Source organism: Pseudoalteromonas luteoviolacea, assembly GCF_001750165.1.
In the GTDB taxonomy this organism is placed as follows: Bacteria; Pseudomonadota; Gammaproteobacteria; order Enterobacterales; family Alteromonadaceae; genus Pseudoalteromonas; species Pseudoalteromonas luteoviolacea_G.
On sequence record NZ_CP015411.1, the window covers coordinates 3,639,835 to 3,664,478 of the forward strand.

Below are 24,644 nucleotides of genomic sequence, written 5' to 3' on the forward strand. Positions count from 1 at the left end.
GAAATGTTAAAATTAACCACAAAAGACACCAAACCATTTAATTTTATTAATTATTTGCAACCAATTGGTAGCGCTATCTTTCTAAGAAAATAGCCAAAAGTTAGAAGTTATAAACTATAACAAAAATGAATTTAACGACGCATAAATTACTCTTTAGTATCCCCTCCTCTATAAAAGAATTAGTCTCATTCATTGAGCTTCTCAGAATACCGAAATCAACTCGCTAGGATATACAATGTTAAAACCAAGCTTCTTGGCAGCGTCAGTTAGCCTGATATTAGCTTCTGCACCTGCTTTCACATTTAAGGCACACGCATCATCAAGCCAGTCTCCTGAGCTAAAGCCAGAAGTCATCGAAGTCACGGGTACCAGACGCAGCTTACGCAGCATAGCTGAAAGCACGGTACCAGTAGATATCATCAGCTTAGATGAAATTAACAGCTCTGGTCAGCTTGAATTAAGCCAAGTTTTGGCCACCCTAGTTCCTAGCTTTAACTTCCCTAATTCACAACTAGCAGATGGCACAGATCATGCCCGCCCAGCTGTTTTAAGAGGTTTGGCACCAGATCATACGCTCGTACTGGTTAATGGTAAGCGTCGTCACTCAAGTGCCCTGTTGAATCTAAATGGTACCGTTGGCCGTGGCTCCTCTGCTGTTGATTTAAATATGATCCCAACTGCGGCGATTAAGCGAATTGAAGTACTTAGAGATGGCGCTGCAGCACAGTACGGCTCGGATGCCATTGCTGGTGTCATTAATATTGTGTTAAAAGACGCCGACGAAGGCGGATCACTCAACTTTACCTATGGTAAATATGACACCCAAATGGCTGGGGCAAAGCAATTAGAGCGCGTATATCAAGGTGATGATGGCGAGCTGGCATTTGACCTTGGTGAAGATCGCCGCATCAGCGACGGTAATACGAGTACTTTAAGTGGCAATATCGGTCTGCCTCTTGGTGATAATGGATTTGTTCATTTAAGTGCTGAGATGCGTAACAAAGCGCCTTCTAACCGTTCTGGATTTGACCCACGCACGCAATATGCCAAAGACGATGCTGGTCATTTTGACCCAAGAGAATTTGATGCCGAGCGATATAACCACAGGTTTGGTAAAGCGGATATAGAAGATGTCGCTTTCTTTTACAACGCAGGATATGACCTTAGCGATACATTATCGCTATACTCTTTTGGTAGCTACTCAGAACGCGAAGGTAACTCAGGCGGCTTCTTCCGTCGCCCACAAGATGGCAGAAACGTTGTTGAAATATACCCTAATGGATTTTTACCACAGATCACCACACAAGTAGACGACTTTGCAGTTGCAGCAGGTATCACATCGCATACAGCAGGTTGGGACTTGGATAGCAGTATTAACTACGGCCGTAACCAATTTAGCTTTGGTGTAACAAACAGCTTAAATACATCAATGGGTGCACAAAGCCCAACAGACTTTGACAATGGTGACTTAGTCTATGATCAATTAACACTAAACTTCGATGCTAAAAACAGCATTGATTTAGGCTTATATGAAGAAGTATTCATCACCGTAGGTGCTGAATATCGTAATGAGTCATACCAGATTAAAGCCGGAGAAGAGGCCTCCTACCTCACCGTTTTAGATGCGCAAGGTATCCCTGTTGCCGCAGGTGGCGCACAAGTTATGGCCGGCTTTTCACCGGCAAGCGCGGTTGATGAATCTCGTCACAATATTGCTGTATTCACAGAGCTTGATACCTATTTAACGGCAAAATGGAACCTTGTTGTTGCAGCACGCTTTGAAGATTACAGCGATTTTGGCTCTACATTGACTGGTAAACTTGCCACGCGTTATGAGTTTAATGACGCCCTATCATTTAGAGGGGCGATTAGCACTGGGTTTAGAGCACCTTCACTTGCACAATCGACATATAAGTCAGTCAGTACTGTATTCGAAAATGGCATACCAAATGAAGTGGGTTTATTTCCTGTAGATACACCAGCGGCACAGGCACTGGGTGCACGAGCACTTGATGCCGAAGAATCAATCAATTTCACAGCTGGTTTTATTTATACTTATGATGCTTTCAGCTTTACTGTCGATGCATATCGAATTGATATTGACGACCGCATTGTATTATCAGAAAACTTGAGCGGTGATGCTGTTGAAGACATTTTGAAAAGCGCGGGTGAGCATAATGTACAGCGTGTGAGATACTTTACCAATGCCATTGACTCTCGCACACAGGGTGTTGATATTGTCGCAACTTATAGCTTTGATTTAAGTGACTTAGGTGAACTGAGCTTAAGTGCTGCTTTGAACCTTAATGATACAGAAGTCACGCATGTTAAAGACAACCCAGCTGAACTAGAAGCCTTAGGCGATGAATATCAATACTTTGCTCGTAGAGAAATTGCTCGATTCGAAGATGGTACACCTAAAGACAAACTCAACCTAGTCGCAACATGGCAATATCACGATTGGACTGCAATGTTAAAAGCGACACGTTATGGTGAAACAACAGATTCATCAAGCACCATTGAAAAAGACGAAGTGCTGGATGCAAAATGGATTACAGACTTAGAAGTGGCTTATCAAATGACTGAGCAATGGCGCGTCGCTGTTGGTGCAAACAATCTATTTGACCAATACCCACAAGATACTGTTGGTAATATCGGATTTAGTAACTTTAATCAGATTTTCCCATATTCGGCATTCTCTGCTTATAATACCGATGGCCGATTTGTTTACGCAAAAGTATCATTTGACTTTTAATCGCCATAAATTGTCGCCGGTATAAACATGCTGGCGACAACTTTCGTAAAGTTTACACAGAAAATAATATCAATTTCCCCATCTGTATAAAAAACCCGCTTGCCTTTAGTTTAATTTATGTGCTAAAAATAAATTAATGCTAGTAATCTTAGTTATTAAATATAAAAAATCATAGTGAAATATCTAATTTTAAATATTTAGTACTTTGAAGTATAAGCATTAAAAAAAATCATATTAATCAAGAGAAGGACGCTTATTATGAACTTAAAGCTAAATAAAAAAAGTATCAAAAAGCTAACCACTGACAAGCATGCATTACCTAAAAACGCAACACCACAAATTGGTGGGGGTTTTGGCCTCAGTGTTGATGTTTGTAACACTGATGGTGTTTGCTGGACTCAACAAGGTCCTGGTAGACCATGTGAAATATACTCGCACGAGTGTTAATCACATAATTAATATGTTGCGCGCAATTTTAAGCAAGCATTAAAGCGCGCAATTATAACGTGGCTGATTAGAAATCAACTGATTAAGCTTTTTGATAATTACCAATAGTTAATCATATAATTTCTGTAGTTAAGAAACTTATTTTGATACTTGCATGAACCGTTTGCTTTGTACTCTTCTCCATAAAACCCGGTGTAACGGTGAACTTTCACTAGCCGCCAACTGCAATTATCATTGAAACTCGGATCATTTGAAGTCCATGCAAGTGCTTGCCCTGACGCTGCTAACAAGCCTGCCATGAGTGTTGCTTTTAAAACCTTATACATGTTTTTTCTCCTTAAATATTATGAGTAGTAGTTAAGTCTATAATTACTTATGTCTTCTATTAACGTCGTACTTATACAACCACTGCCCGCTTATTGGGCGCTTACTTTATATTGCCAGCACCTTGACCAGATAAATTAAACCCCTGCATAGTCCTGGCTATATAAACTGTTAACTGCTCAGTATTAGGATCTCGCTCAATCATTACTGGCAATGCACCCTGCCCTTTTGATTGCTGGTCCAACACTGAATTCAAATCTTTAGACAGTGTTCGAATTTCATCATCACTTTGCACAAACACCTTAATGGCACATTGATTACTACGGCACTGAACTTCCTCAAATGGATAACTGCTCAATACGTCTTGATTTAATAACTCGCTATACTCGTATTCTTGTGATTGTGCCCAGTCATGATCCACAGGCTCATCAGCAAATAATTCAAAGGCATTTGTTCGGCTTTCTTTTTGGCTTTGTAGTAATTGTAAATAAAGTTCAAAATCCTTCACGGCAAGCGCAGATTCCAATGCAGTAATACTCACTTGTGAAGTTTCTTGTTCAATTTTATGCAAACGAGGAGACTGATACGATGTATAAGGCGAACTAAATAATGGGGAACGCACGGGATTATCAACAGTAACTGGCTGTACGGTTGTTGAATGACTTACATCTGTATTCGTTTGCTGATGAGCATTTGCGGTTAAACATAAATCTAACCTTATATCTTCAGTCTCATGCGTCTTTGAGTCAGGCTCGATGGTTGCCACTGCTAAATAAAAACCAAATAGTAAAATGATCACGTATTTGATGGACAGTTTAATCTCTAAAAAAGCAATTACGATATTCATTCATGCATTACATTTACGTCGTTCACTCCTTTCTATAGCTTAACTGAACAAAAAACAACCACACCTCTACATACTGAATTGAATTGTATCGAAAAACGTTTGATATCGTGTCGTGTAGTGACTCTAATATCACGCTCGCTACTATAATGTCGTCGGATTTAGTTACCTTAACTGGCACAACAATCAGCCCTGTGTTGATAATAGCAAAGAGTCTATATTTTGAATTAGAGAGCCAACTATCAACCTTATAAAACAGCACATACCTGCACACATCATATGCTCAAGTTGTTGTTATATTGTCTAATAAAGCATCTTCATGTTGATAAATGGGAATTGAGCTCACTGATAAACTGGCTAGGAGAGCTAGGTGACATAACAAACGCTTGGCGTTTTGCACGGGTCAATGCCACATAAAACAAACGGCGTTCTTCAGCATTTGGGTAAGCTTCCTGTTTAGGAAGAAACGCATCTATAATGCGGTCATTCTGCCGTGCTGCTGGCACAGCACTTTTGTCTAACCCCGTCAAAATTGTAAAGTCAGCCTCTTTACCCTTTGCTGCATGAAAGGTCATCGCTACAATTTCTAGGTGTTCATACTGCTGATTTAATAACATCAGCGCTTCTTTAGAAGGGAGTTGCTTATGATAGCGGGCAAGGATCATCACTGAAGTGAGCGCCGAAGACGATGATGCTATTTTTTTGATCACCATAGTGTAAGCGTTGGCTGACATTTCGGGGGTGACCACAACAGAAGGTGTATCAGAGACTGTTTGAGCACGTACTTGTTTGACGATTTGTAATGGGTTTTGACAAACAAAATGGCTGGCAAGATCTAACAAATCTTGTCCGTAACGAAACGTTTTGTCTAACTGCATCACAGTTGAGGGACCAAAATGTTTGGCAAAATGAGTAGTCAAAGTAAGATCTGCACCATTAAAACGATAAATTGACTGCCAATCATCCCCAACTGCGAATAAATAACTTCGCTTATACTGTGCCAATAATGCTTTAACCAACTGTGATCTTACAGCTGAAATATCCTGAAATTCATCGACCAAAATATGTACCCACGGGCTTTTAAAACGCCCTTCCCTAACATATTTAGTCGCCCGATTTATCATGTCATCGTAATCTATGGTTTGCTCATTATTTAAGTACAGCTGATACTCCGTCATCACGGGCCGAAAAACATGCAGGAAACGTTCATACTGCGCTTCTACGTTTTGCAAATTGCCTAAACTCGATGCCTGTTTGTACAGCCCAATCAAATCTCCAAACAATGTTACCAACCGCATAACAGCATCCGATGAAAAGTCTATGTCTGATTCTGTACATTCATGATTAAAGTGTGACTTCAGCAAACTGATTAAGCGCTGCCTATAACCAAGATCCTGGCAAAGAGATACGACTGTTTCGTGGATAAAGTCGTGCTTTTTCCTGACGTTTTGACACAACGCAGATAATGTTGGAGGCTTACCTTCTACTTGGCTCAAGATATAAGTACCCAAACTATGAAATGTACGACAAGTGGCATCGAATTTTGCCGCTTTAAGCCTTTGGTGCATTTCATCAGCAGCGTCTTTACCATAAGCTAGCATCAAAATTTGCTCGCTTGTTGCAAGCTTTGCCGCCAATAAATAGCCCACTTTTGCAATCATCACACTCGTTTTACCGGTGCCAGCACCCGCTAACAAGAGTTGTCTCTCATCAACAACGACGCATGCTCGCCGCTGCGCCATCGTCAAAGGATGGGATGCAACTGAGTTAAAATATGTTTCATAATCATATAGTTGCTGTTTAATGAATGCTTCTCTGAACTCTTCAATATCTTGCTGCTGCCAAGTGTGCACTTCTTCTAAGGTAAACCGAGTTTGAGCTAGATGCGATTCAAAGCGTTTATCTAAAGACCAGCTAAGCCAATAGCTTGCGAGTTCAGCCGTCATACGCTGTGCTGTCGCTAGCAAGTCATGGGACAAATAACGTCTCTCAAGCAAAGCCTCCAATTTAATAATACTTTGCTGTAATTTAGTAACATGGGATCTTAGCCAAAGTTTTTGTAATTCAAATTGGGCTTTTTCTATATCGCAGGCCTGAATGCGTATTTTAAAGCTCGAGTCAGACGAAAAGACATGAATTTTGGGTGTAATTTTGCCATTAAGTACGACAGGCGGTTGAGATTGCACCTGCCATGTATACAGTTTCTTAATCGATTTCGTTTCTATCACAATGCCCTTGCTAGAGACAGACATGGTACTAATGCCATCCATAATCCGTGATAGTGTATGAACTGTAAACTGCATCAAATCTTCTAGATAACTTCAATATAAAGGAGAGTTTAGGGTAATAGAGCTAGGCTGTCATTGATTATTCAATGGCTATGGGTAAATAGTAGATGAATCCCCACTCACAAAAAGAATAACAGGCCAGCATATGCTGGCCTATCTAATTTTCTTAATCTAACCAGAAGTCTTTTCTAAACTTCAAACCAAATTCGCTTCTGTCATTGCTGCGCATCACGCCAACAAAGCCAGTTTGCTGCAAACGACCAACGTCATATACTTCGTTAAATACATTTTCACCATACACAGTAATTTCTGTATCGCCTTCACTGTTAGTATAAGAAATATTAAAACCAAATAGCTCCCGAGACTCGATAAACTCATTTGGATTATTTACAGATTGACCTTGCATATCTGAACGGTAAGAGTAACTTGCATTCACCGCAACGGTCGCACCTGAGTCGAGGTCAATAAAGTATGAAGGAGCAACCATAACTGTCCAGCGTGGCGTCAATGCAGGAGAATTGCCTACTGCGATCCCTTTCACGCCATCATCAACATGAGTAATTTCCGAATCGAGGTACCCCACTGAGCTGCGGATACTGAAATCATCTGTCACAGCCACTGTCGTTTCAAGCTCAATTCCTTGCGCACGTGACTCACCCGCATTTTCAATGTAAGTATTGAATCCATTTGAAGGGTCATTGAATGGTAATGCCAAGTCTGTGTAATCTGTTACAAATAACGCAACCATCATAGAAATGCGGTCATGGACTTGACCTTTAAAACCAACCTCATAGTTTAGCGCTTTAGTTTCATCAAATGAGACAAATGCATCTCCACCACTAAAGGGGCGTGGAGGAAAACCACCGCTTTGGTAGCCTTTTTGTATTTGTGCGTACACATTCATATCACGGTTTAATTGATATGCCGCATTCACATCCCAAGTTACTTCATCAAACTCTGCCGTTGCATTTTTTTTAAACCAAGTGAAATCAGCCGTCGCATCTTTAGCGTCCTCGGAGTACCTTAACCCGCCACCTAAGCTCAGTTGCTCAGTGATATCAAAGCTTGCATTAAAGTAAGCTGCATACGAGTCAGTTTCTTGCTCAATACGAAAAGCACCCGCTGTCGTAGGTGTATTGTAAGGCGAATATACATACGGCGCTGAAGCTGTGAAACCATCTTCATTAAAGTAGTACAAACCCGAAACAAAGTCCCAAGTATCAAATGTACCATTTAATTGAAATTCAACGGAGAACTGATCGGCACCGCCTTCTTCGGGGAATTCAGATAAATGAAGTGGTGTACCGTCATCATCAAGACCACCGGTATAATCAGAACTGCGCTTACTGGTGATGAATTTAACTGCATATTCGTCATTAACTTGCCAATCGGCAATTACCGATGCGCCCCACCCTGAGTAATCTGTACTTTCAATGCCTGCTACCGTTGAACCTAAATCATCAGGGTTTTCAGGTAACATACTTTCCTTCAACAGAGGAAAGTCACCGTTCTTTGGCTCTTCTGGATCAAGGCCGCCAGTTACTTCAATGGTATAAGGAGATTGGCCTGATTCATTGTCTACCGCATCTACAGCAACGTTCAGACTAAAGTCGCTGCTAGGCTGCCACTTAACAGCTAAACGGCCGCTCATTTCTTGTTCTTCACCAATCTCTTTTTCTGGATTTATTAGGTTAACAGCATGGCCAACACCATTACGCTCTTTGTACGAGGCGTTGGCAGCAAAGCTCCATTCATCATTGATGGTTTGGTTGGTGTAAATATCGCCACCCAATCTGCCTCGAGAGCCCACTTTTGACTCAACGCGCACAATGTCCTCACTTCCAGGTTTTTTGGTAATGATATTGACGGCGCCACCTAAAGTGTTACGACCATACAAAGTACCTTGAGGTCCACGTAATACCTCAACACGCTCGATATTTGGTAAAGATAAGTTAGACCCCATCTGACGACCTAAATACACACCATCAACATACACACCCACACCAGGGTCAGTTGTAATAACATGATCTTGTAAGCCGATGCCTCGAATGAATACTGACGCGTGTGCGGCATTACCCACCCCATAGCGGGTGATGTTTAGGTTTGGAACAAATTTACCAATATCATCTAAATTACTCATATTGCCTTTTTCAATAGCGTCTGAGCCGATAGATGTGATCGCTGTTGGTGTTTCAAATAGGCTTTCTGTCCGTTTACGAGCCGTTACCTCAATTTTTTCAAAGGTATTATTCTTAGCCTGTGTATCTTCAGCTGCAAAGGTGGGTAAACTGACTGCGGATAATATCGCAGCACTTAGCGCAGATAGACCAACGCGTGGTAAAACTGTTGTCATAAAATCTCCAAAGGAATCGCCGTGTGTGATCAGCCTGAGGCAGGCTGGTAGCTCATGACTGTATAAAAAACAGACATAAAAAAAGATGCGTAATACGCACCTCTTTCCTCTGGAAGGCCATTATACCGATTTAGTGTATAAAACTAAATAAAAACTTTATAAATATATTCATTTGAGAATTTTTTACCCAATATAAACGATAATGTTACACAAAAAACAAAATAAGGTTTATCATTTAAGTCAATAAAGGAAGTCTAATTGGCACAAAATGCAGCGCACAAAATCGAATGAGAATTAGGTAGGTAGAAAACAAAAAACCCGTAGCTGTAAGCTACGGGTTTATGACTTGGTGCGAATGGGGGGACTTGAACCCCCACGAGCATAGCTCACCACCCCCTCAAGATGGCGTGTCTACCAATTCCACCACATTCGCAAATCTTTTAGTTTGGTACGTCAGACTCTTTGTTAGAAGCTGGAACGTCACTTGCTGCTGGGACAGTTGTTGCCGCAGGAGCTTCAAGGTTTTCCCACTGGTCGGTTTGCTTAATCTGACCGGCTGTAAGATTACCTAGTGCAATACTTAACACGAAAAACACGGTTGCAAGTACTGTTGTTGTTTTAGTCATAAAGTTGCCTGCACCTGACGAACCGAAAACGGTTGCTGATGCACCTGCTCCAAAAGAAGAGCCCATGTCGGCACCTTTACCTTGTTGAATCAAAATCATTCCAACCAACGCTAAAGCAACGACTAAGTAGACAACCAAAAGAATTTCGTACATTTACTTATCCTTTTGCACTCTCACAGATAGATGAGAATGAGTCTGGTTTTAGGCTTGCGCCACCAATTAAACCACCATCAATATCTGCTTGTGCGAACAATAATTCACTATTACTTTCATTAACGCTACCACCATACAGTATTTGTAGCGTTTCAGAAATTTCAGCGTCATATTTAGACACTAAATCTCTTATAAACTTGTGTACCGCTTGGGCTTGCTCTGGGGTAGCTGTTTTACCAGTCCCTATAGCCCAAACAGGCTCGTATGCTATCACAGAGTTAGCTAGTGATGCTATACCTAATTTGTCAATTACAGCGATTATTTGGCCTGCAACGACTTCTTCAGTCTGCCCTTGCTCTCTTTGATTTTCTGTTTCACCAACACATAAGATTGGCGTCAACTTATTAATCTGAGCTTGAGCAAACTTATTGGCAACGTCTTCATTAGACTCACCAAAAATAGTTCTTCTTTCAGAGTGACCAACTAGCGTATATTCCGCGCCAAGAGCTTTTACCAAAGAAGCTTGAGCCTCACCAGTATAGGCACCTTTTTCGTGCTCTGAAATTGTCTGCACTCCTGCGACTACGCCTGACGCAACCACGTTACTTAACAGTGCAGTTGGTGGGAACACAACAATCTCAACATCTTGGTTATTGACGTTTTTAACTGCGCTTGTAATTGACTGAACTAATTCTACTGAACCGTTCATTTTCCAATTACCCGCCACCATAGGCTTTCTTTTCAACATTCGATACTCCGCGTCAGAAAGCGGGTGAGATACTAACGCTACTCACCCTAAGTTACAAGAAAAATTTTAGCTTTATGGTTTAATTGCTCACAGATTCAACAACTTCTGCGATTTGCTGAGAAAAATCGATTACTTGTTTCTCTTGCTCAGCTTCAACCATGACACGTACAACAGGCTCTGTACCAGACTTACGAAGTAGTACTCTTCCCTTACCATCAAGTTTTGCTTCAACGTCTTTAACAGCGGCCTGCACGGCTTCATTGCTTACAGGGTCAGTACCCTTTTTGTAGCGAACGTTGATCATATTCATTGGGTATTTGGTAAAGCCAGTGCCCAGATCTTTGAGCGTTTTATTTTGTGCCACCATGGCTGCCAGTACTTGTAGGCTGGAAATAATTCCATCACCCGTTGCAATCAAGTCAAGATTCAATACATGCCCTGAACTTTCGCCGCCAATGTTCCAGCCTTCTTGGATTAGTAGCTCCAATACATAACGATCGCCAACTTTACTGCGTAAGAATGGGATATCTTGTGCTTTTAACGCATTTTCTAACCCCATATTTGACATTACCGTGCCGACGACACCGCCTTTGAGCGTGCCATTAAATTTAGCCTGTAATGCAGCAATGTAAACAATGTCATCGCCATCAAAAACGCGACCATTATGATCAACCATCATTACTCGGTCACCGTCACCGTCATATGCAATGCCAACGTCTGCTTTGTGCTCTAAAACCTGGCGTTTAAGCGCATCAACGTGTGTTGCACCACACTGCGCATTAATATTCACCCCATCCGGTTCACATGCTGTTGTGATCACGTCAGCACCAAGCTCTTGCATTACCGAAGGTGCAATATGATATGTAGCGCCATTAGCGCAATCCAGTACGATTTTCAGTCCTTCTAGAGAGTACTCTTTCGGAAACTGACTTTTACAAAACTCGATATATCGACCACTTGCACTGTCCAAACGACGTGCTTTTCCTAACTGCTCTGAAGGAACACATGTCATTGGCTCATCGAGCATAGCCTCTATTTCTAACTCAACAGCATCGTCCAACTTCTTACCATTACCACCAAAGAATTTAATTCCATTGTCATGATAAGGGTTATGAGAAGCACTGATAACAATGCCAGCTTCAGCTCTGAATGTTTGTGTTAAATATGCTACCGCTGGTGTTGGCATTGGACCAAGCAATACCACATCAATACCGGCGGCGATTAAGCCAGCTTCTAGCGACGTCTCAAGTAAATAGCCAGAAATTCTGGTGTCTTTACCTATGATCACTTTTTTCGTGCCTGACTTAGATAATACTTTACCTGCTGCCCAGCCTAACTTTAAGGCGAACTCAGGGGTAATTGGGAACTCACCTACGAGCCCTCTAACACCATCAGTGCCAAAATACTTTCTTGTTGTCATTTAGTTACTCCATGGTTTGCTGCAGACCATACCCGCAGCACATCATTGGTCTCTTTTACATCGTGAACGCGTATGATATGTGCACCATGCTGCGCACATATCAAAGCCCCCGCTAAACTTGCAGGTAAACGTTCACTCGTATCCCTATTTAATAAATTTCCAAACATTGACTTACGTGACAGACCTGCCAAGACAGGCAAGTTAAAACCAGCAAACTGATGAAACTTGCCAAGTAATTCAAAGTTATGCTCAAGTGACTTACCAAACCCAAAGCCTGGGTCTAATATTAATCTTGTCCGTTCTACCCCTTCTTTTGCACATGCAGCAATACGTTCATCAAAAAATCTTTTTATGTCATTTATTAAATGATTATATTGTGGTGCCTGCTGCATCGTTCTGGGTTGCCCTTGCATGTGCATAAGGCAAATTGGTGCATCTGGAAATTGCGCAGCCACTGATAAACAACCAGGCTCTCGCAATGCCCTTACATCATTAATGATATCAGCACCTGCAAGAAGTGCTTGCCGCATGACTTCTGCTTTACTGGTGTCAATTGATATCACACAATCTGACTTCGCTCGGATCCCTTCAATCACAGGAATAACGCGTTCAAGCTCCTCATCTAGTGCAACATCAGCTGCACCAGGTCTAGTTGACTCGCCTCCGATATCTAAAATCGTAGCGCCTTCATCGAGCAGCAAAAGTGAGTTTATGACAGCGCTATCATTTTTGTAATTCTTGCCGCCATCAGAAAATGAATCTGGAGTTGTGTTAACGATACCCATTATTTGTGGGCTAGAAAGGTCTAAAGTACGACCTCGGGGTAATGAAAGTTGAAACATGTGTTACCTTCCTGCTAATTGTATCTAAGCATACTTTATCTGCCCCTTCTAGATTATTGATTAGATTCACTAAAAATAAAGTTCGCCAGAGAAAAAACAGGTGTAAAGATAGTTTTTAGATACAAAAAGGCCTCGAGAAAGCTCGAGGCCTGAATTCCTACGACTGTATTTTACCTTTTATTAAGGCTTGTCATCAAGTTCTGTATTTGATTGAGGCGGAATTTCTGAACTTGTCTCTTCAACTTTAGGTGCTGAAGTGTCGTTACTCGCGCCGTTATCTTTATCAGACTTACGATCATGGGCATCTCTTGGAGGGCGAACTTCTTTACGCTCCATCAAATCATCGATCTGTCCAGCATCAATTGTTTCATACTTCATCAATGCATCTTTCATTGCATGAAGGATGTCCATATTGTCTTTTAAGATCTGCTCTGCTCTGTCGTAGTTATTTGTCACAAACTTTTTGATTTCAGCATCAATTAACTTAGCTGTTTCATCAGAAACACCAGACATTCTTGAGCTGCTACCACCCATGTACATTTCACCTTGTTCTTCCATGTACATTTGTGGGCCCAATACAGGGCTTAAACCCCATTGAGTTACCATCTTGCGAGCTATATCTGTCGCTCGTTCAATATCGTTACTCGCACCGGTCGTTACTTTATCGTCACCGTAAATAATGGCTTCTGCAATTCGACCACCATATAAACTAGATAACATAGACTCAAGGTGCTCTTTAGAGTGACTCACACGGTCTTGTTCAGGTAAGTACATCGTCACGCCCAATGCTCTACCGCGAGGAATAATAGATACCTTATAGACTGGGTCGTGCTCAGGCACTAGTCGACCAACGATAGCATGGCCAGCTTCGTGGTATGCTGTCATCTCTTTTTCTTTCTCAGACATGACCATTGACTTGCGCTCAGCACCCATCATGATCTTGTCTTTCGCAGCATCAAATTCAGCCATACTGACCTTACGTTTGTTACCACGAGCGGCAAATAAAGCAGCTTCATTGACCAAGTTAGCCAAATCTGCACCTGAGAATCCAGGCGTACCACGGGCAATCAACGACGCTTCAACGTTCGAATCAAGCGGCACTTTACGCATATGTACATTTAGGATCTGTTCACGACCACGTACATCTGGTAAGCCTACAACAACTTGACGGTCAAAACGGCCTGGTCTTAATAGTGCAGGGTCTAAAACATCAGGTCTGTTGGTCGCAGCGATCACAATGATACCTTCGTTACCCTCAAAACCATCCATTTCAACAAGCATTTGGTTTAGCGTTTGTTCGCGCTCATCATGACCGCCTCCCATACCTGCACCACGCTTACGGCCTACTGCGTCAATCTCATCGATAAAGATAATGCAAGGCGCTGCTTTTTTAGCCTGCTCAAACATATCTCTTACTCGAGATGCACCCACACCTACAAACATCTCTACAAAGTCTGAACCAGAAATCGTGAAGAATGGTACTTTCGCTTCACCAGCGACAGCCTTAGCAAGTAATGTTTTACCTGTACCAGGAGGACCTACCATGAGTACCCCTTTAGGAATATTACCGCCAAGCTTCTGGAATTTAGACGGATCACGTAAGAAGTCTACAAGTTCTGTTACATCTTCTTTCGCTTCATCACAACCGGCTACGTCTGCAAATGTCGTTTTGACCTGGTCTTCACTCATCAGTCGAGCTTTACTTTTACCAAACGACATTGCGCCTTTACCGCCACCGCCTTGCATTTGACGCATGAAGAAAATCCATACACCAATTAACAGCAACATTGGGAACCAAGAAATAAAAACGTTCGCCAAGAAAGATTGCTCTTCTGGTGCAACGCCTTTCACGTTCACATCATTTTTTAGCAAATCATTAATTAGGTCTTCATCATATAACGGCATGATTGTTTGAAAACGTTCACCGTTACTTTTAGTCCCTGAAATAGTACCAGCTGTACGATCAATATTTGCTTCTCTGATCGCTCCACTACGTACTTCTTTTACAAACTGAGTGTAACTTGTTTGACGATCAATTTGCTCGCCACCATTGAAACTCTGAAACACTGTCATAAGCACAACTGCAATGACAAGCCAGAGAATTAAGTTCTTCGCCATATCGCTCAAGGGGTTAACCTCTTGTATCCAATTTATTTAAAATCATCTTTAATGCACCTCAACTGTACTACAGTTTGTATCCTGTCGCCACTATATATACTTCACGTGACCTAGGTCGAGACGCTTTTGGTTTACGGATCTTTACAACTTTAAATACATTACGCACTTCCTGTACAAATTGATCAAATCCTTCACCTTGGAAAACTTTGACCGCAAACGCGCCGTTAGACTTCAGTACTTGGTGGCACATATCCAGTGCTAACTCTACCAAATACATACTACCAGCTTGATCTATCACGTTGTTTCCGCTCATGTTTGGTGCCATATCCGAAAATACAACATCAATGTTTTTCCCGCCAATACGGTCTAATAATGCATTCAACACGCTTTCTTCGCGAAAGTCACCTTGCAAGAATGCAACACCAGGTAATGAATCCATAGGGAGAATATCACACGCAATGACTTCGCCTTTATCACCCACTTGCTCAGCAAGGTATTGTGACCAACTTCCCGGAGCAGCACCCAAATCAACAACATGCATACCAGGGCGGATTAATTTATCTCGCTGTTGTATCTCTTCAAGCTTAAATACAGCCCGTGAGCGATAACCTCGCTTTTGTGCTTCATGAACAAAAGGATCGTCTACATGCTCTTTTAACCAGCGTTTTGAACTCGCTGAGTGTTTTTTATTTGCCATATTCACTGCAACTCATTAGTAATCTTCTTTAGATGGCGTTAGAATAACGAGAATTCAAGCCTTAATTTAGTAAATTGTACCAATATGACTTTATCAAATAAACAAAAGCAGCACCTTAAAGGGCTAGCTCACGCTCTAAAACCTGTCGTTTTACTTGGCGGTAACGGCCTAACAGAGGGCGTATTGTTAGAAATTGAACAGTGTTTAGAAATTCACGAGTTGATCAAAGTTAAAGTCCCAACTAATGACCGAGAAACCAAACAGCTTATATTTGATGCAATTGTCCGCGAGACTGGTGCTCATAAAGTTCAATCGATCGGACATATTTTAGTACTTTATCGTCAAAGCGAAGAGAAGAAAATAATCCTTCCTCGCAACTAAATAAAATGAGCCGCTATTGCGGCTCTGTTTTTCGCGCAACTTTAATTGCGTCGCGAATAAAGTTGGTAGTGAGTTGGTTAATGACACCGCTCTCTGCATTGAGCAACAAACTAAATCCAATGCCCAAATAAGGTAATACAACCACATCTGTTCTGTAGCCTTGCACCCAGCCACTATGGTAGTAAACGGTCTCCCCCTCAAAATCATAAATCCTCCAACCTAGTCCATAGTGCGCGTGATCAACATATTTGCGCCACACTCTACGTTTGAGCTCCCGTTTAGTGCGCGTAAATGGCCTGGATTGGATCGTTAACGCATCGAGCGATAATACACTAGGATAGACACCCAACTGTGCTTTCAACCATACAACCATGTCTTCTGCACTGGCATTGACCCCAGCAGCGGGCGCAACTTTATAATAATGCTTTTTTAATCTCGCTGTATGCCAGTATTTACGACCTTTCACATGAGGTAAAGCGTAGTTCTCATTTTGTGTCATGTGAGCGTAGCCAACGCCGGCATCTTTCATGCCTAACGGCTTGAACATGAACTCATTAAGCCAAGTTTCATAACTAAGCCCTGTCGCCTGTTTTATAACATTTCCCACCAAGCTAAACATAACATTTTGATAACCATAACAAATACCCGGTCGACACAAGCGATCAACCTTTAATAATCGAGGGTATATGTCCTCATACGACATTCTAGACTCAATCAAATTGTCATAAGCATTGGGCACCAAGCCACTCGAATGAGTCAATAAATGATACACGCGCAGCGTTGAATACTGGCTGTCTAAAAATATTGGTAGATAATCGGCAACGTATTTATCTAAATCTATCCGCTCTTCGGCAGCTAACTTAGCAGCTAAAGACCCAGCGAAAGTTTTGGACACGGACGCCAATCTAAAGCGCGTTTTACCATCAACCTTACGCCCTTTTTTTACTTTGGTTCTTCCGTAACCCTTAGCTAAGTCCCCAAATTCTAAATGGGTAATGCTCAACGCCGCGCCAGGCACCGATTTTTCTTTTAGTTTTTGTCTGACTTGCTTAGAATAGCCGTTTACAAAATGCTCCCACGCTTTTGCTCTTTCTATCTCACTACTTTTAACGGGATGAGATAAAACCATTAATATTAAGCATTTTGAAAATATAAATAGTGACTTCATAATGACTCAGTTCATTAACACGCGATGTTATGGTATCACGTAAGTTGCTGTCTCACGACATACAATAATTTAAACCGCTAATCTTTTTGTAGAAAAAAGTTACATAATATAACTAGTTACAATCTTGAACATTTTGGGACTGTAAGTGACTAATCATTACAAGGTAGAATTTAGCACATTGGCTGTAGATGATAATGAAGAAAAGTAATTTGAGGTGTTTAATAATGCGAGTAATCATTGGCGGTATTGCATTAACAGGACTGGCCGGTTGTATGCTATCAAAACCCCTTGCACCAAAGCTGAACGTACCACCAAAACCACTACTGCAAAAATCAATTTTTCAGATAAGCTACAGTAGTGAGCTAGAATCAGCCCGAATTAAGTCTGTCCAACTACCTGCGCATGCTATAAAAAAGCGTGACTCTGTATTTATCGACACCAGTAAAGTCACTATCACCAATGAACTACACGATAAAATGGTAAGTATACTCAGTAAAAAAGGGTTAATTGTAGACAATAATGAAAATACAGACTATCACTTGGTCATTCAACAAGCTGATCTAACCTACGGTAAAGATAAGGTTTACGTATTAAATAAACCGAGTAGTGAACACCCCTATATTGCAAAAATATCCCAAACAATGCCTACCAAGCAATGCAGTAATATTACGGCGTCTTTAAGCATGCGTTTAACACATAATCAGTCAACCGATGTCGTTTGGTTTGCCAAATCCTCTGTTGATAGTGCAGGGTTCCAAGGTATCCCTATGCAATACACTTTCACAGAAACGCAACGTATTTCCAATGAACAAGAGGTGCTAAAGTTCATCACTGAACAGAATACCGATGAAGCAAGGCAAGCACGATACAATTCAGCTGTAAACGTACCAGATTACGTTGTAAAGCCGGTTCAGACCCCACTCGTTAAAGTTGCTGGTGCATGTACACAAGAAGAGGTCAACACTCTAACGCCTAAAATGATGGCCAAATTGACCGAAGGCTTAATTGACAAACTTAATGTTCAATAATCAACAAAATCATACATTTCATTACATATTTTACCAACATAGTAATTATAATTGGCGCGGTTAGAATTAAGAGTTAGTATGGTTTTATCAAAAAAATAAGGGCCACCTTATGTGTGCACTTGTTAGATTAAAGGAGCTTGTTCATGGAGCAATATGGGACTATTTTACTGGTCGAAGACGATGAATCACTTGCACAGTGGGTTGCTGATTATTTAAACAACCAAGGCTATACCACACATTGTTGTCACCGTGGAGATGAAGTAATTTCTATGGTAAAGCAAATTAATCCAGATTTAGTGCTGCTGGATATTATGCTACCTGGGCAAGATGGGATCAGTGTTTGTCGAGAGCTTAGGCAGTTTTACAACAAACCAATCATCATGCTAACCGCTAAAGATGAAGAAATGGACGAAGTCATAGGCTTAGAAGTTGGCGCCAGTGATTATGTAATTAAGCCCGTTAGGCCGAGAGCTTTGCTTGCAAGAATAAAAGCAAATGCCCGCGCAGCACAAGATTCTGGGAATAAAGAGCAGTCAAATAGCGCTATTTTGGCTGTTGGTAACTTAAAGATAGATACGCAATCGCGTAAAGTTCTGGTCTCGGAGCAAGAGGTCGTTATTTCCAGTGCTGAATACTTGCTGCTTCACTTCTTAGCTTCTAATGCTGGTGAAGTGGTATCCAGAGACGCCGTGTTTAAAGCGACGAAGGGCCGTGAATATGATGGTTTGGATCGCAGCGTAGACGTATTAATTTCTGCATTACGTAAAAAGTTTGATGACGACCCTCAGAACCCAGAAAAAATTAAAACAATATGGGGAAAAGGTTATTTGCTCGTGCCATCTGCATGGTAATTGTCCCTGTAGCTTCGGGCTTCTCGGAGCTACAGTTTGATACAGCCCTCCGCTCTTTGTGGCTCTGCGGTACTCTCATTGGAGCTAAATAATGAGAAAATTGTATTTATCTTTGTTAACTGGTGTCATTATCTCAATTGTATTATTGGGGTGGCTTATTGACACATTTAGTGAGCAAACTGCGCCAGATGAAGATAACTTCTTTTGGCAAGCCAAATTGCTCGTAGGCATCGCTAACCAAGCCGGTGACAAAGAGATTGAAAAACGCAATGCATTCATCGAACAAGCAGGAAAAGATTTTGACTTAAAAATCGCTTATCACTTAGGCGCTTCTCTTGCCCTCCCTGAAGAGCTAACAGAACAAATGCATCGCCCACAAGGCTTACTTATTGACTCTGACGAAGGTTATTTTTATTTATTAAAATCAACGCCGGCAATCAAACCTGATTACATCGAGCTACAATTAGACAAACCGCCTGAGAGAAATAGCTATGATGTTTTCCTCACCCTTGCCTTTTATTCCGGTGTCTGTGCATTTATGTGGTTTGTTTTGGCACCGTTAGCAAAAAGGTTGTCAGTGCTGACACATGCAGCAAAACAATTTGCTAGTGGTAATTTGGATACCCGGATTGAAGTAAATCACTTTACATACATCAAAGACGTAGAACTCACGTTCAATCGCATGGCAAACCAAATCGAGAAGTTACTTGCTGAAAACAAACTTATGGCGTCTAGTTTATCTCATGACATCAGAACACCCGTCGCTTGCCTCCGATTTGGTTTTGACGCTGCTTTGGAAGAAGATGATATTGATGAAATCCACCACCTTCTAGAGCGCATGGAAAAGGATTTGGACCAAATGGAAGATATGTTGTCCAGTTACCTCTCCTTCGCCACTTTAGAACAAAAATCGCACCTATTAAAATTTGAGCCAATTAAATTGCAAGGGTATATTTCTGACATTGTGGCGCAAATGCACCCTAAAATGTCGAAAAACGGTCTTACCGCTAATCTTTCGATTAAATCAGAGCTTATGATGGAGGCCGACTTACACTGGTTAGCACGTGCTATTTCCAACCTACTGAGTAACGCCTGCGACTTTGCTCAAATGCAGCTGTTTATCAGCGCAAAATTACATGAACACGAAATTGAAATCACTGTTGAAGATGACGGCCCAGGTATAGAGCCAGAGAACTGGAACAAGGTATTTAACCCCTTTTTCCAAGAGCAAAGCCATCGCAATCGCGCAGGTAAAAGCTATGGTTTAGGCTTGGCGATTGTCTCGAAAGTGGTCGACTGGCATCACGGAAAAGCTTCAGTGGGCCGCTCTGAGTTATTAGGCGGGGCTAAATTTACCTTGATTCTGCCCTGTAAAGCAGTCTCACAAACTGTACAGAGTGAATGACACAGCCCAGAGTGGAGCCAAATAAAGAAATCAAAATCAATGACTTAAAGTGTATTTTAAGAAAAAATTATGGATACTCAAATCCACGCTGTTTTTTCCACCAAAAACTTGTGCTAGAACAGTGCAGATAAACCTTTTTATTTCGCTTCAATTACAGTAGATTGTTGCGGCCGTCTTCAAAAAAAGAGAAATATAACAACATGAGCAGTATTCGAGGAGAGTTTAGTTCTCGGTTTGGTTTTATTATGGCCGCTGCAGGCTCTGCGGTAGGTCTAGGCAATATTTGGGGATTTCCCACACAAACCGCCAGCAATGGTGGCGCTGCGTTTGTGCTGGTCTATTTGGTGTTAGCATTTTGTCTTGCCTATCCCGCATTGATGGCTGAACTTGTGATTGGACGTCATGGTCAAGCAAATGCTGTTGCCTCATTGCAAAAATTAGCAAATAACTCTGCACAAAGACGCTTTGCTTTCATCGTCGGTTTTGGCGGCATTATTTGTTCTGGCTTAATTTTAAGTTTTTATGCGATTGTCGCAGGCTGGATGTTCAGCGCAACATTAGAGCCTATTGCAGTCATCAGCGGTAGCGAGCAAGCAACCAACTGGCTAAGTGAGCAATCACTATCAAGAAATTTACTATTTACTGCTGCATTTATTCTATTAACCGTAGCCATTATCAGTAAAGGCGTGGAAAACGGTATTGAAAAATGGTCTAAACGCCTAATGCCTGCGCTGCTGTTTATTCTATTTGCCCTTATTGGCTATGTACTTACTCAAGAAGGTGCGATAACTGGATTAAAAGCTTATTTAGTACCTGATTTTACTTCTATTTTAGATCCTAACTTGTTAGTCAGTGCTCTAGGGCAAGCATTCTTCTCATTATCACTAGGCACGAGTGTGATGATCATTTACGGCTCATACATCAGTAAACAAGAAAACCTGGTTTCTTTGGGCGCTTATGTCACTCTGATTGACGTATTCATTGCGTTTGTGGCCGGCATGCTCATCATTCCTGCAATGTATGTTGCTCAGGCTCAGGGCGTAGAAATCTTCTCTCAAACGGGTGAGTTATTATCTGAGGATACGCTTGTTTTCCAAGTATTGCCCGCTTTGTTTGAAGGTATGGGAAGTGTTGGCATTTTTATTGGTTTTGCATTCTTTGCCCTAATGAGCATCGCAGCTTTAACAAGTTCTATTTCGATGTTAGAAGCGCCTGTTTCCTACGTGGTAGAAAAATTTGCACTAGCACGTGTGCACGCAACGAGATTAATTGGCGTCATTGTAAGCATTGTAAGTGTGACCATAATACTTAACTTCAACAGCTTATTCGGCTTCGTCGTACAGCTCACTACACAATTTGCACAACCTTTAATTGGCATGCTTTGCTGTGTCTTTGCCGGCTGGATCTGGCACAGAGGAAAGTTATTAGATGCGATTAAAGAAGGGAATGATGCCGTAGAACATAGCTTCTTTTGGAAGATTTGGCCTTGGTATATTAAATTTATTTGTCCTTTGGCAATTGCCCTTGTCTTTATCAACTCTTTATAAAAAAGGCGCATAAGCGCCTTTTTTATTATGAAAATGTACCGTCCTAATTAAGGTTGACACTTTTCAAATTTAAATTTGGAGAATGTCATGACATCTATATCTAAGAGAACCCAAAGAGATTATTCGCTTGCCTTTAAATTATCAGTTGTTGATAAGGTAGAAAAAGGCGAATGCACTTACAAACAAGCACAAGACCATTATGGTATCCAAGGGGCTTCGACAGTTTTAGTTTGGCTTCGTAAGCATGGCCGTTTAGATTGGAGTAAAGGAACACCTAATCATATGAGTGAGGTCAGTTATATGTCAGAGCCCAAAGACTTAACGCCAGAGCAAAAAATCAAAGCACTTGAGAAAGAGCTGGAGGATGCAAAACTCAAGGCACAGTTCTTCGAAACGATAGTTGATGTACTTGATAAAGATTTCGGAGTACGTATTACAAAAAAGCAACGTAACAAGTTATTGAAGAAAAAACCATAGCCAAGCTATCGGTGAGTAAAGCGTGTATGTATTTGGGCATTACTCGGCAAGCTTATTACAAGCGTTGTAAAGTGAATGCAAACAACGCACTACTTGAGCAAAGTGTTCTCTCATTTGTGAGGCTTGAGCGCATGACTCACCCTCGTATTGGCACGAGAAAGTTACAATACATGATGAAACAATCTCAGATATCAATCGGAAGAGACCGCCTATTTACTTTACTAAGGCTAAATCGTTTATTAGTACCGAACAAACGTGCGTTCCATAAAACGACACATAGTCTTCATCGATTTTATAAACACCCCAACATCATAAAAGAAGGCATTGAGCTAACCCGTCCAGAGCAACTGTGGGTGGCAGACATTACCTATTTACCAACAAATGAGTGTGGTGCCTATCTCAGCCTCGTGACAGATGCTTATTCAAGGAAAGTTGTGGGGTATCACTTAAGTGATGATTTAAAAACAAGCTCAGTAAAGCTGGCGTTCAAGCACGCTCTGACACATAGAAAGAGCACATCAATACTTATCCATCATTCAGATAGAGGTATTCAATATTGTTCTAATGAGTATCAACAAATACATGAGAAACATGGAGTAATCTGTTCAATGACAGATGGGTATGATTGCTACCAAAATGCTCTGGCTGAACGAGTAAACGGCATTCTTAAAAATGAATATTTACTGATAAAACCAAATAACCTGGCAGAGGCTAAGAAAATGGTGAAGCAGTCTGTTGAAATCTATAATCAGAAAAGGCCACACACAGCCTTAAACTACAAAACGCCCGATGAAGTTCATCGAGCGTTTTAATATAAAAAGTGTCAACCCATACTAGGATGGGTCAAAATAAAGCCAATTTAAGCAATCGTTTAACGGCAATATTTCATATCTATATGTTCAATACCATCTTCTAAATAAGCTTCACCTATACTATTAAAGCCTACCTTTTGATAAAAAGGCTGTAAGTATGTCTGTGCAGCGATTTCAATAGACATATCAGAGTATTGATTTATGCAGCATTGAATCGCTTGCTCCATCAGCTCATAAGCAACTCCTGAGCCTCTAAATTCTGACGCAATCAACACACGACCAATCGCGGCAACCCCCTGCCCTTTTTGATAACATCGTGCATACGCTTTAAGCTGCGAGTTGTCACAAAATAAAATATGACGTGTAGATGAAATCCGATCTATCTCATCTATTTCTGGGTAAGGACATTGTTGTTCGACAACAAAGATATCAACACGTAACTTAAAAACTTCAAAGAGCTCATCATTGGTGAGCTCATAAAATGACTTAACCTTAATCTCAGTCATTGTGATCACTAGGCCTTATCTTTCTGCTACGCGAACAGACGTTCAAGCTGATCACAAATACGTGATAGATTTACCTGATCGTGCTCAATGGTGAGATCTACATAACCATCGCTACGAAATGCGCGATCTAATTCAATTAAAACATGCGTTTTGTGTGCTTCCGGTACAAAAGACAACTCAACTTCTTGTAAACCAAAAACTGAACGGCTGCTTGGACGGTATTCAATTTCTTGGTAACAACCTGAAATGGACTGAAAACTAGAAGCACGTAAATATCCTTTTTCTACATCTGCTTTCACTATTTGAAAGCCAAGTTTGTCCATCGCACTGAGCACGGCCTTTACGGCTTCATTAGGATAGATGTGCAATGCATCCTTATCTGATGGATCAAGCGCAAGGTCAATATCTAAGCCTGTTTCAAGCCATACATGACAATGATTATAGGGCGCGTTAATTTGAGTGATAGGCGTTTCAGAATGCAAACGAGCTTCAAATGGGATCACTCTTTGCTCACCAGGTGAAATTGTAAATTCTTCTGGAATACGCCACTTTTCAATAACGTGGTTTGTAAAATACTCACTATCATCAGTTTCAACTTTAACCTTCGTCATTAAGGCAAGTTCTAATCCTGAAATTTCTTGTTCTACATCACCACCCATCACAATGATTTGTGCTTGGAATTTTTGTCCTGGATGTAAATGTTCCGTTTCTAGTATTGTGTCTACTTTTGCTGCACCTACTCCGACAGATGCTAAGAGTTTTTTAAACATCATTACTCCTCTCGAGGATGTTCCGTTAAGGCATCTTAAACACATTTATCACAGCTTGTCAGTGAAAATCTGCCTATTTTTGAT

General features: G+C 41.2%; 21 protein-coding genes and 1 tRNA gene. 8 read left to right on the top strand and 14 right to left on the bottom strand.

Annotated elements, in window-relative coordinates:
- Positions 1–235: 235 nt before the first annotated feature.
- Together S4054249_RS15405 and S4054249_RS15410 are read left to right on the top strand one after the other, a co-directional pair.
- Positions 236–2,755 carry a TonB-dependent receptor plug domain-containing protein gene (locus S4054249_RS15405; RefSeq protein ID WP_046354806.1) on the top strand — a complete coding sequence of 840 codons (2,520 nt, stop codon included), beginning with the start codon at positions 236–238 and terminating at the stop codon, positions 2,753–2,755.
- 258 nt (positions 2,756–3,013) lie between these two features.
- Positions 3,014–3,202 (top strand): hypothetical protein, encoded by a 189-nt coding sequence (locus S4054249_RS15410; RefSeq protein WP_046354805.1) that lies wholly within the window; start codon positions 3,014–3,016, stop codon positions 3,200–3,202.
- A gap of 98 nt (positions 3,203–3,300) precedes the next feature.
- On the opposite strand, the gene S4054249_RS15415 is transcribed toward S4054249_RS15410, so the two are convergent.
- The 11 genes from S4054249_RS15415 to rlmE all read right to left on the bottom strand — a co-directional run bounded on the left by S4054249_RS15415 (position 3,301) and on the right by rlmE (position 15,615).
- The gene (locus S4054249_RS15415; RefSeq protein WP_046354804.1) at positions 3,301–3,528 is read right to left on the bottom strand and encodes a hypothetical protein; all 228 of its coding nucleotides are present in this window, start codon (positions 3,526–3,528) and stop codon (positions 3,301–3,303) included.
- A 101-nt stretch (positions 3,529–3,629) separates the two neighbouring features.
- Positions 3,630–4,373 carry a hypothetical protein gene (locus S4054249_RS15420; RefSeq protein WP_046354803.1) on the bottom strand — a complete coding sequence of 248 codons (744 nt, stop codon included), beginning with the start codon at positions 4,371–4,373 and terminating at the stop codon, positions 3,630–3,632.
- Positions 4,374–4,687: 314 nt separating this feature from the next.
- Positions 4,688–6,673 carry a UvrD-helicase domain-containing protein gene (locus S4054249_RS15425; protein ID WP_046354802.1) on the bottom strand — a complete coding sequence of 662 codons (1,986 nt, stop codon included), beginning with the start codon at positions 6,671–6,673 and terminating at the stop codon, positions 4,688–4,690.
- 151 nt (positions 6,674–6,824) lie between these two features.
- Complete coding sequence (locus S4054249_RS15430) at positions 6,825–9,011, bottom strand: TonB-dependent receptor (RefSeq protein WP_046354801.1); 2,187 nt, start codon at positions 9,009–9,011, stop codon at positions 6,825–6,827.
- A 347-nt stretch (positions 9,012–9,358) separates the two neighbouring features.
- Positions 9,359–9,444 (bottom strand) — tRNA-Leu (locus S4054249_RS15435).
- Positions 9,445–9,451: 7 nt separating this feature from the next.
- The gene (secG, locus tag S4054249_RS15440; RefSeq protein WP_046354800.1) at positions 9,452–9,790 is read right to left on the bottom strand and encodes a preprotein translocase subunit SecG; all 339 of its coding nucleotides are present in this window, start codon (positions 9,788–9,790) and stop codon (positions 9,452–9,454) included.
- A 4-nt stretch (positions 9,791–9,794) separates the two neighbouring features.
- A complete protein-coding gene (tpiA, locus tag S4054249_RS15445; protein WP_046354799.1) occupies positions 9,795–10,538 on the bottom strand; it encodes a triose-phosphate isomerase in 744 nt (247 codons plus the stop codon).
- A 79-nt stretch (positions 10,539–10,617) separates the two neighbouring features.
- Positions 10,618–11,958 carry a phosphoglucosamine mutase gene (glmM, locus tag S4054249_RS15450; protein WP_046354798.1) on the bottom strand — a complete coding sequence of 447 codons (1,341 nt, stop codon included), beginning with the start codon at positions 11,956–11,958 and terminating at the stop codon, positions 10,618–10,620.
- Complete coding sequence (gene folP, locus S4054249_RS15455) at positions 11,955–12,800, bottom strand: dihydropteroate synthase (protein ID WP_046354797.1); 846 nt, start codon at positions 12,798–12,800, stop codon at positions 11,955–11,957. Before folP ends, glmM begins: the two co-directional genes overlap by 4 nt.
- 180 nt (positions 12,801–12,980) lie before the next feature.
- Entirely contained in the window at positions 12,981–14,918 is a 1,938-nt protein-coding gene (gene ftsH, locus S4054249_RS15460) for an ATP-dependent zinc metalloprotease FtsH (RefSeq protein ID WP_046354796.1), read from the bottom strand.
- 67 nt (positions 14,919–14,985) lie between these two features.
- Complete coding sequence (rlmE, locus tag S4054249_RS15465; RefSeq protein WP_046354795.1) at positions 14,986–15,615, bottom strand: 23S rRNA (uridine(2552)-2'-O)-methyltransferase RlmE; 630 nt, start codon at positions 15,613–15,615, stop codon at positions 14,986–14,988.
- An 84-nt stretch (positions 15,616–15,699) separates the two neighbouring features.
- Here rlmE and yhbY point away from each other — a divergent pair, with 84 nt between their 5' ends.
- Complete coding sequence (yhbY, locus tag S4054249_RS15470; RefSeq protein WP_039608741.1) at positions 15,700–15,996, top strand: ribosome assembly RNA-binding protein YhbY; 297 nt, start codon at positions 15,700–15,702, stop codon at positions 15,994–15,996.
- A 13-nt stretch (positions 15,997–16,009) separates the two neighbouring features.
- Here the strand turns inward: yhbY and S4054249_RS15475 are convergent, their stop codons facing one another.
- Positions 16,010–17,164, bottom strand: coding sequence for a serine hydrolase domain-containing protein (locus S4054249_RS15475; RefSeq protein ID WP_046354794.1), 1,155 nt, complete (start codon positions 17,162–17,164; stop codon positions 16,010–16,012).
- A 224-nt stretch (positions 17,165–17,388) separates the two neighbouring features.
- Here S4054249_RS15475 and S4054249_RS15480 point away from each other — a divergent pair, with 224 nt between their 5' ends.
- The 5 genes from S4054249_RS15480 to S4054249_RS15505 all read left to right on the top strand — a co-directional run bounded on the left by S4054249_RS15480 (position 17,389) and on the right by S4054249_RS15505 (position 23,284).
- A complete protein-coding gene (locus S4054249_RS15480; RefSeq protein WP_046354793.1) occupies positions 17,389–18,192 on the top strand; it encodes a hypothetical protein in 804 nt (267 codons plus the stop codon).
- 143 nt (positions 18,193–18,335) lie between these two features.
- Positions 18,336–19,043, top strand: coding sequence for a response regulator transcription factor (locus tag S4054249_RS15485; RefSeq protein ID WP_046354792.1), 708 nt, complete (start codon positions 18,336–18,338; stop codon positions 19,041–19,043).
- 91 nt (positions 19,044–19,134) lie between these two features.
- Complete coding sequence (locus S4054249_RS15490) at positions 19,135–20,448, top strand: sensor histidine kinase (protein ID WP_046354791.1); 1,314 nt, start codon at positions 19,135–19,137, stop codon at positions 20,446–20,448.
- Positions 20,449–20,648: 200 nt separating this feature from the next.
- Positions 20,649–21,995 carry a sodium-dependent transporter gene (locus S4054249_RS15495; RefSeq protein WP_046354790.1) on the top strand — a complete coding sequence of 449 codons (1,347 nt, stop codon included), beginning with the start codon at positions 20,649–20,651 and terminating at the stop codon, positions 21,993–21,995.
- A gap of 87 nt (positions 21,996–22,082) precedes the next feature.
- A protein-coding gene (locus S4054249_RS15505) for an IS3 family transposase (RefSeq protein WP_419555210.1) occupies positions 22,083–23,284 on the top strand; the annotation gives its coding sequence in 2 pieces (ribosomal slippage) (positions 22,083–22,446 and positions 22,446–23,284; 1,203 coding nt in all).
- Positions 23,285–23,343: 59 nt separating this feature from the next.
- Here the strand turns inward: S4054249_RS15505 and S4054249_RS15510 are convergent.
- Both S4054249_RS15510 and S4054249_RS15515 read right to left on the bottom strand, forming a co-directional pair.
- Positions 23,344–23,790: a GNAT family N-acetyltransferase gene (locus tag S4054249_RS15510; RefSeq protein WP_046354787.1), complete on the bottom strand. Its 447-nt coding sequence runs from the start codon at positions 23,788–23,790 to the stop codon at positions 23,344–23,346.
- 26 nt (positions 23,791–23,816) lie between these two features.
- Positions 23,817–24,560 carry a sporulation protein gene (locus S4054249_RS15515; protein ID WP_046354786.1) on the bottom strand — a complete coding sequence of 248 codons (744 nt, stop codon included), beginning with the start codon at positions 24,558–24,560 and terminating at the stop codon, positions 23,817–23,819.
- Positions 24,561–24,644 lie beyond the last annotated feature (84 nt).